Consider the following 7,293-nt stretch of genomic DNA (forward strand, 5'->3'; position numbering starts at 1 on the left):
CACGACGCACCCCGCCGCCCGTGCCCCCGGAGACGCCCATGTCCGACTGGCTGGTCCTGGTCCTCACGATCGCCGTCGCGACCGCCGTCGTGCTGTCCATCGCCCTGCTCAAGGAGCGCGGCCGCGAGACGGACCGGGACCGGTCGGGGATCCCCGACGTGATCGAGTACATGACGATGATGATCGGCGTGGTCTACGCGATCGTGCTGGGCCTGGCCATCGCCGGCGTCTGGGAGGCGCGCAACACCGCGCAGGCCACCGCCCAGGCCGAGGCGCAGGCGCTGCACGAAGTGACCGAGCGGGTCCAGGTGTTCGCGCCGCCCGTGCGCGACCGCGTCCGGCAGGACGTCGCCGCCTACGTGCGCCACGTGGTGCGCGAGGAGTGGCCCGGCATGCTCGACACCGGGGAGCTCACCGGCCGGGGCGCGGCGCTGCTGGACCGGGTGCGCACCGACGTCACCGCGTACGTGCCGCGCGACGACCACGAGAGCCAGTCGTACCAGCCCGTGCTGGAGCAGGTCGGCGCCGCGGACGCGGCCCGCAACGCACGGGCGCGCACCGCCGGGGCCACCATGCCGGGGGTGGTGTGGTTCGGGCTGATCGGCGGGGCGCTGGTGGCGGTGGGGCTGATCTTCACCCTCCAGATCCGGCGCACCTCACGGGAGTTGATGCTCGCCGGGGTCTACACCGCGCTGATCTCCTTCCTCCTCTTCCTCATCTGGGACTTCAACTCGCCCTTCGGCCACGACCCTTCGGAGACGACGGACGCGTTCACCGATCTGTTCGCCATGCGACGGGCAGGTGATCCGTTCGCCATGTGACGGGCAGGTGCGTGAGGCCGTTCTGGAAGTTGGAGGTGAGCCGGACGGGCTCGCCGGCGCGTTCGAGGCCGGGCAGCAGGTCGAGGACGGCCCGCAGCAGGGCCCGCAGCTGGACGCGCGCGAGGTGGGCGCCCAGGCAGAAGTGCGGGCCGAAGCCGAAGCTGACGTGGTCGTTGGGGCTGCGGGTGATGTCGAAGCGGTCGGGGTCGGGGAAGACCCGCTCGTCGCGGTTGGCGGAGGCGTGGTGGACGACGACCTTCTCGCCGGCCCGTATCCGTACACCCGCGAGCTCGGTGTCGCGGGTGGCGGTGCGCCGGAAGTGCAGCACGGGCGGCCAGTACCGCAGCGCCTCCTCGACCGCGCCGGCGGTGAGTCCGGGGCGCTCGCGCAGCAGGGCCAGCTGGTCGGGGTGGTCGAGGAGGGTCAGCAGCGCGCCGGGGATGCCGTTGCGCAAGGTCTCGTTCCCGGCCACGGCGAAGAGGAAGAACATCGTCTCGAACTCGTCGCCGGACAGGCCCGCCTGCCGCATCCGGCACATGACGCTGCCTTCGCGCGGCCGCCGGGCGAGCCCGTGCGCGTAGGCGAACATGTCGGGCAGCGCGGCCCGGGAGCGGGGGTTGAGCGGGGCGCCGTCGGGCCGGGCGAGCGGTCCGGGGCGCAGGGCGTGCGCGGCGCGGCCGAGCGGGCTGAGCGCCGAAGGATCGACGGCGTCGGCGGTCGCGCGCTCGGGGTCCTGGTAGCCGATGACGCGGTCCGCCCAGTCCGCGAGCAGGGCCCGGTCCTCCTCGGGGACGCCCATGAGGTGGGCGAGGGTGCGTACGGGCAGGTCGGCGGCGAGGGGTACGAAGTCGGCGGCGCCGCGCGGGGCGACGGCGCCGACCAGGGCGCGCGCCCGCGCCTCGATGACGTCCTCCAGCTCCCGCACCGCGCGCGGGGTGAACGCGGCGGCGACGATGCGGCGCAGCCGCGCGTGGGCGGGCGGGTCCTGGTTGAGCATCATGGCCCGGGCGAAGTCCAGCTCCTGCGGGCTGTCGGGGTCGCGCAGCTGGGTCGCGCCCAGGTGGGAGGAGAAGACCTCGGGGGTGCGCAGCACGTGTTTGACGTCGGCGTGCCGGAAGACGGCCCAGTAGCCGGGGCCGCCCGGCCAGTCGCCGACGGGCTGTTCGGGCACGCGGCATACCGGGGCGCGTTCGCGCAGCTCCCGGTAGAGGTCGTAGGGGACGCCCCGGGCGTGGGCCGCGGGGTCGAAGACGGCGGTCACCTGGAGTGCGCTCACCCTTGCGACCGTACGCCGCGGCCGGCCGGGCGCGTCAAGGCCGCCAGGGACCCGTCAAGGCCCGGTCAAGGGCCCCGGCGCCGGGGGCCGGGGCGAGTGCCGCCGTCCGATTGAGGGTACAGGGCAAAAGGGGCTGACCGACAGGAGGGCACCCGCAGTGACCGACGAGAGCAAAGCCTATGGTGAGGGCTCGACCCGGGCGGTCAGCGTGGACGAGGCGGAGGCCCTGGTGCGGGGCATCTGCTTCAAGACCGGACCGCCCCGGCTCCTGGGGGTCGAACTGGAGTGGCTCGTCCACGACCTGGCCGATCCCACCCGGCCCGTGGAGCCGTCCCGGCTGGCCGCGGCCGCCGACCGCCTGCACAAACTTCCGCTGCGATCGCTGCTCACCGTCGAACCCGGCGGTCAGATCGAGTTCAGCTCGCGGCCCGCCGGCTCCCTCACCGCCTGCGTGGAGGAGGTGGCCGCCGATCTCGCCCTCGCCCGCGACGGGCTGCGGGACCTCGGGCTCTTCCTCTCCGGCTACGGCAAGGAGCCGTGGACCCACCCCGATCGCATCATCGTCACCCGCCGGTACGACGCGATGGAGGTCTTCTACGACTCCTGGAACGAGGCCGGGCGCACGATCATGTGCCGCACGGCGTCCGTCCAGGTTTGTCTCGACGCCGGGCACGAGGAGCCCGGTCCGCTCGGCTTCGGCCGCCGCTGGCGGCTGGCACACCTGCTGGGCGCGGTGCTCAACGCCGCGTTCGCCAACTCCCCGCTGCACAGGGGCCGTCCGACCGGCTGGCGCTCCACGCGCCAGGCCACGTACGCGCGCATGGACCCCGGCCGCACGCTCGCCCCCGCCGAGGACATGGAGCCGCGCGCGGCGTGGACGCGGTACGCGCTGGACGCGGAGGTGATGTTCGTCCGCAACCAGGACGGCCCGTGGGAGCCGCGGCGCGGGCTGGCGCTGCGCGAGTGGCTGCGCACGGGCGAGCCGCGGCCGGTCACGGCGGGTGACGTGCTCTACCACCTGACCACGCTGTTCCCGCCGATCCGGCCGCGCGGCCACCTGGAGCTGCGCATGATCGACGCGCAGCCCGGGGAGGACGGCTGGCTGGTGCCGCTGGCGGTGACGGTGGCCCTGTTCGACGATCCTTCGGCGGCCGAGACCGCGTACCGCACGGTCAAGGCCCTGGCGGACACGGCGGCCGGGGAGCCGACCCCGCGCAATCCGCTGTGGCACAGGGCGGCACGGTACGGGCTGTCGGATCCCGAGCTGCACGCCGCGGCCGTGGCCTGCTTCGCGGCGGCCCGGGAGGCGCTGCCCCGGCTCGGGGCCTCGGCGCGGATCCTGTCGGCGGTGGACGAGTTCACCGCGCGGTACGTGGCGCGGGGCCGCTGCCCCGCCGACGACCTGCTGGACCTGGTCGCGGACCGGCGGGCGGTCACGGAGGTCCGCTCGTGACCGGCCGCGGGGAGGAGTACGGAACGGATCCCGGCGCGCTGCGACGGCGCGCCGCGGAGGCCCTGCTCGCGGCCCGTGAGCGCACCGGCGTGCTCACGGGCTGCGTGCCGGACGAGGAACTGGCCGCCCAGCACTCGCCGTTGATGTCGCCGCTGGTGTGGGACCTGGCGCACATCGGCAACCAGGAGGAGCTGTGGCTGCTGCGCGCCGTCGGCGGGCGGGCGGCGCTGCGGCCCGAACTGGACCAGATCTACGACGCGTTCGAGCACCCGCGCGCCGAGCGCCTGTCGCTGCCGCTGCTGCCGCCGGACCAGGCGCGCGGCTACGCGGCGGAGGTGCGCGGCCGTGTGCTGGACGTGCTGGTGAGCGCCCCGGTGGAGGGCGGGGGTCCGCTGCTGGAGGCGAGCTTCGCCTTCGGGATGGTCGCGCAGCACGAACAGCAGCACGACGAGACCATGCTGATCACCCATCAGCTGCGGTCCGGGCCCGCCGCCCTGGCCGCCCCCGAGCCGCCGCCCGCCCCGCCGGACGCCGCCGCGCTGCCCCGCGAAGTGCTCGTCGAGGGCGGCCCGTTCACGATGGGCACCACGACCGAGCCGTGGGCGCTGGACAACGAGCGGCCCGCCCACGTGCGCGACGTGGCGGCCTTCTTTCTCGACACCCTCCCGGTGAGCAACCGCTCCTTCCAGTATTTCGTCGAGGACGGCGGCTACGGCGAGCCGCGCTGGTGGCACCCGGAGGGCTGGGAGCAGGTGCGCCGCCACGAACTGGCGGCGCCGCTGTTCTGGCGGCGGGAGGGCGCCGGCTGGGTGCGCCGCCGCTTCGGCGTCGTGGAGCCCGTACCGCCCGACGAGCCGGTGCTGCACGTGAGTTGGTACGAGGCGGCCGCGTACGCCGCCTGGGCGGGGCGGCGGCTGCCGACGGAGGCCGAGTGGGAGAAGGCCGCCCGGCACGACCCCGCCTCGGGCCGCTCCCGGCGCTATCCCTGGGGCGACGCGGACCCGGCGCCGCACCACGCCAACCTCGGCCAGCGGCACCTGCGTCCGGCGCCCGTCGGCTCGTACCCGGACGGCGCCTCGCCGCTGGGGGTGCGGCAGTTGATGGGCGACGTGTGGGAGTGGACGGCGAGCGATTTCCTGCCGTACCCCGGCTTCCGCGCCTTCCCCTACCGCGAGTATTCGGAGGTCTTCTTCGGCGGCTCCCACAAGGTGCTGCGCGGCGGCTCGTTCGGGGTGGCGCCCGTCGCCTGCCGGGGCACCTTCCGCAACTGGGACCTGCCGCGGCGGCGGCAGATCTTCGCCGGCTTCCGCACGGCGCGCGACGCGGAGCCGCGCTGATGTGCCGGCACCTGGCCGTCCTGGGCCCCGACGCCCCGCTCGGCGCCTCCGTCTCCGACCCGCCGTACTCGCTGGTCCGCCAGTCCTGGGCGCCGCGTCTGCAGCGGTATGGCACGGTCAACGCGGACGGCTTCGGCATCGGCTGGTACGCGGACGGCGATCCGCGGCCCGCGCGCTACCGCGGGGCCGGGCCCGTGTGGGCCGACCGGTCCTTCGCCGACCTGATACGCGTCGTCCGCAGCCGGGCGCTGCTGGCGGCGGTGCGGGACGCGACCGTGCCCGGCGACGGCGAGGACGCGGCGGCGCCGTTCGCCGCGGGCCGCTGGCTGTTCAGCCACCAGGGCGCGCTGACCGGCTGGCCCGACTCGGCGGTGCCGCTCGCGCCGCTGCTGCCGCCGGGGGCGCTGCTGCGGCTGGAGGCGCGCTGCGACGCGGCGTTCGTCTGGGCGCTGGTGGCGCACCGGCTGCTGGCCGGGGCCGCGCCCGAGCGGGCGCTGGCCGGGGCCGTCGTCACGCTGGCGGAGGCCTCGCCCGCGTCCCGGCTGAACCTGCTGCTGACCGACGGCGCGTCGGTGACCGCCACCGCGTGGGGGGACACCCTCTGGTACCTCACGGGTCCCGGCGAACGGGTCGTCGTGGCGTCCGAGCCCTACGACGACGACCCGCGCTGGACCGAGGTGCCCGACCGCACCCTCCTCTCCGCCGACCGCACCCGCCTCTCCCTCTCCCCCCTGTAGCCCTTTCTCCGTGTTGCCCCCCGCATGCGCAAGGAGCCCCTTCCGTGAGCCCGTTCGTCCTCACCCGCACCCTGCCGCCCGACGCGACGGCCGCCGCCCTGCGCGCCGACGTCGCCGAGGGGCTGACCAGCTCGCCCAAGGCGCTCCCGCCGAAGTGGTTCTACGACGCGCGGGGCAGCGAACTCTTCGACGAGATCACGCTGTTGCCCGAGTACTATCCCACCCGCGCCGAGCGCGAGATCCTCCTGTGCCGGGCGGACGCGATCGCCCGCGCCACCGGTGCCCGCACCCTTGTCGAACTCGGCTCCGGCTCCTCCGACAAGACCCGCCACCTCATCCGCGCCCTCCCCGGCCTGCACACCTACGTCCCCGTCGATGTCAGCGAGAGCGCCCTCACCGGCGCCGCCGCGACGCTGCTGGCCGAGCACCCGGCGCTCACCGTGCACGCGCTCGTCGCCGACTTCCAGGACGGGCTCGTCCTCCCCGACACCCCGGGGCCGCGCCTGCTGGCGTTCCTCGGCGGCACGATCGGCAACCTGCTGCCCGCCGAGCGCGCCGGCTTCCTCGCCGGGCTGCGTTCGCGGCTCGCGCCGGGCGACGCGCTGCTGCTCGGCACCGACCTGGTCAAGGACGAGCGCGTGCTGGTCGCCGCCTACGACGACGCGCAGGGGGTGACCGCCGCCTTCGACAAGAACGTCCTCCTGGTCGTCAACCGCGAACTCGGCGCGGACTTCGACCCCGACGACTTCGCGCACGTGGCCCTGTGGGACAAGACCCAGGAGTGGATCGAGATGCGTCTGCGGGCGCGGCGGCCCGTGACCGTCAAGGTCCGCGCCCTCGACCTGGAGGTCGCCTTCGAGGCGGGCGAGGAACTGCGCACCGAGATCTCGGCGAAGTTCCGCCGGGAGGGGGTGCGGCGCGAGCTGGCGGCGGCGGGGCTCGAACTGTCGCGGTGGTGGACGGACTCCGGCGACCGCTTCGCCCTCTCCCTGTCGCATACCGTGGGATCGTGAGCGACGACCAACGCACCCCCGAGAGCGCCGGCCTGCCCACCGGCTTCGAACGCGGCACGGACGGCCCCAAGGTGATCGTCGTCGGCGTCGACGGCTCCGAGTCCTCCTGGCGCGCCGCCTCCTACGCGGCGGGCCTGGCCCGCCGGCAGCACGCGCTGCTCGCGCTCGTCTACGTCCAGCCGGTCCTGGCGGGCAGCGCGGCGCTCGGCGCGCCGGTGGGCGACGTGACGGAGGAGGTCGCGGAGGAACTCCTCGGCGAGATCCGCGCGACGACGGAGCGGCTGCGGGGCGTCTATTCCGTCCGCTGGGAGTTCCACACGTTCCGCGGGGACCCATATGCGGGTCTGGTCCGGGCCGCGGACGATTTGAAGGCGGACGCGGTGGTGGTCGGCGCGTCGGAGCGGGCGGGGCACCGGATCGTGGGGTCGGTGGCGGTGCGGTTGGTGAAGGCGGGGAGGTGGCCGGTGACGGTGGTGCCGTAGGGGTGGTGGGGGGTGGGTTTTGCCCCGGTCCCGCCCTTTCACCGTTTCTTCCGGGGCAAGCCCCGGGCCCGTAACGCGGCTGCGCCGCGTTGACCGGGGGCTGCGCCCCCTGGATCCCTGAAGCGCCCTTCGGGCTCCCCCAGAGGGGGTACCCCCAGTCCTCAAGCGCCGGAC

At 74.9% G+C, this 7,293-nt stretch carries 7 protein-coding genes; 6 read left to right on the forward strand and 1 reads right to left on the reverse strand.

Features of this window, described 5'->3' with window-relative positions; translation table 11 throughout:
* Positions 1 to 38: 38 nt before the first annotated feature.
* On the forward strand, positions 39 to 821 hold the full coding sequence (locus I5Q34_RS23920; protein ID WP_199894450.1) for a DUF4239 domain-containing protein: 783 nt from the start codon (positions 39 to 41) through the stop codon (positions 819 to 821).
* On the opposite strand, the gene I5Q34_RS23925 is transcribed toward I5Q34_RS23920, so the two are convergent.
* Entirely contained in the window at positions 772 to 2,097 is a 1,326-nt protein-coding gene (locus I5Q34_RS23925; RefSeq protein ID WP_277965750.1) for a cytochrome P450, read from the reverse strand. The genes I5Q34_RS23920 and I5Q34_RS23925 overlap by 50 nt on opposite strands.
* A gap of 157 nt (positions 2,098 to 2,254) precedes the next feature.
* Between I5Q34_RS23925 and egtA the strand changes: the two genes are divergently transcribed.
* The 5 genes from egtA to I5Q34_RS23950 are packed head-to-tail and all read left to right on the forward strand — an operon-like array spanning position 2,255 to position 7,119.
* Positions 2,255 to 3,550, forward strand: a complete 1,296-nt coding sequence (gene egtA / locus I5Q34_RS23930; protein WP_199894451.1) for an ergothioneine biosynthesis glutamate--cysteine ligase EgtA — start codon at positions 2,255 to 2,257, stop codon at positions 3,548 to 3,550.
* Positions 3,547 to 4,887 (forward strand): ergothioneine biosynthesis protein EgtB, encoded by a 1,341-nt coding sequence (egtB, locus tag I5Q34_RS23935; protein WP_199894452.1) that lies wholly within the window; start codon positions 3,547 to 3,549, stop codon positions 4,885 to 4,887. Before egtA ends, egtB begins: the two co-directional genes overlap by 4 nt.
* Entirely contained in the window at positions 4,887 to 5,624 is a 738-nt protein-coding gene (gene egtC / locus I5Q34_RS23940) for an ergothioneine biosynthesis protein EgtC (RefSeq protein WP_199894453.1), read from the forward strand. The genes egtB and egtC overlap by 1 nt, the downstream gene beginning before the upstream one ends.
* 44 nt (positions 5,625 to 5,668) lie before the next feature.
* Positions 5,669 to 6,637, forward strand: coding sequence for an L-histidine N(alpha)-methyltransferase (egtD, locus tag I5Q34_RS23945; protein WP_199894454.1), 969 nt, complete (start codon positions 5,669 to 5,671; stop codon positions 6,635 to 6,637).
* The gene (locus tag I5Q34_RS23950; protein ID WP_199894455.1) at positions 6,634 to 7,119 is read left to right on the forward strand and encodes a universal stress protein; all 486 of its coding nucleotides are present in this window, start codon (positions 6,634 to 6,636) and stop codon (positions 7,117 to 7,119) included. The genes egtD and I5Q34_RS23950 overlap by 4 nt, the downstream gene beginning before the upstream one ends.
* The last annotated feature ends 174 nt before the right edge of the window (positions 7,120 to 7,293 follow it).

Origin of the sequence: Streptomyces sp. AV19 (assembly GCF_015999245.1) — a bacterium.
Taxonomy (GTDB): Bacteria; Actinomycetota; Actinomycetes; order Streptomycetales; family Streptomycetaceae; genus Streptomyces.

Excerpts from the sequence above, each read along its gene's own strand:
- I5Q34_RS23920 (WP_199894450.1), top strand. The coding sequence starts at position 39 with ATGTCCGACTGGCTGGTCCTGGTCCTCACGATCGCCGTCGCGACCGCC.
- egtC (WP_199894453.1), top strand. The coding sequence starts at position 4,887 with ATGTGCCGGCACCTGGCCGTCCTGGGCCCCGACGCCCCGCTCGGCGCC.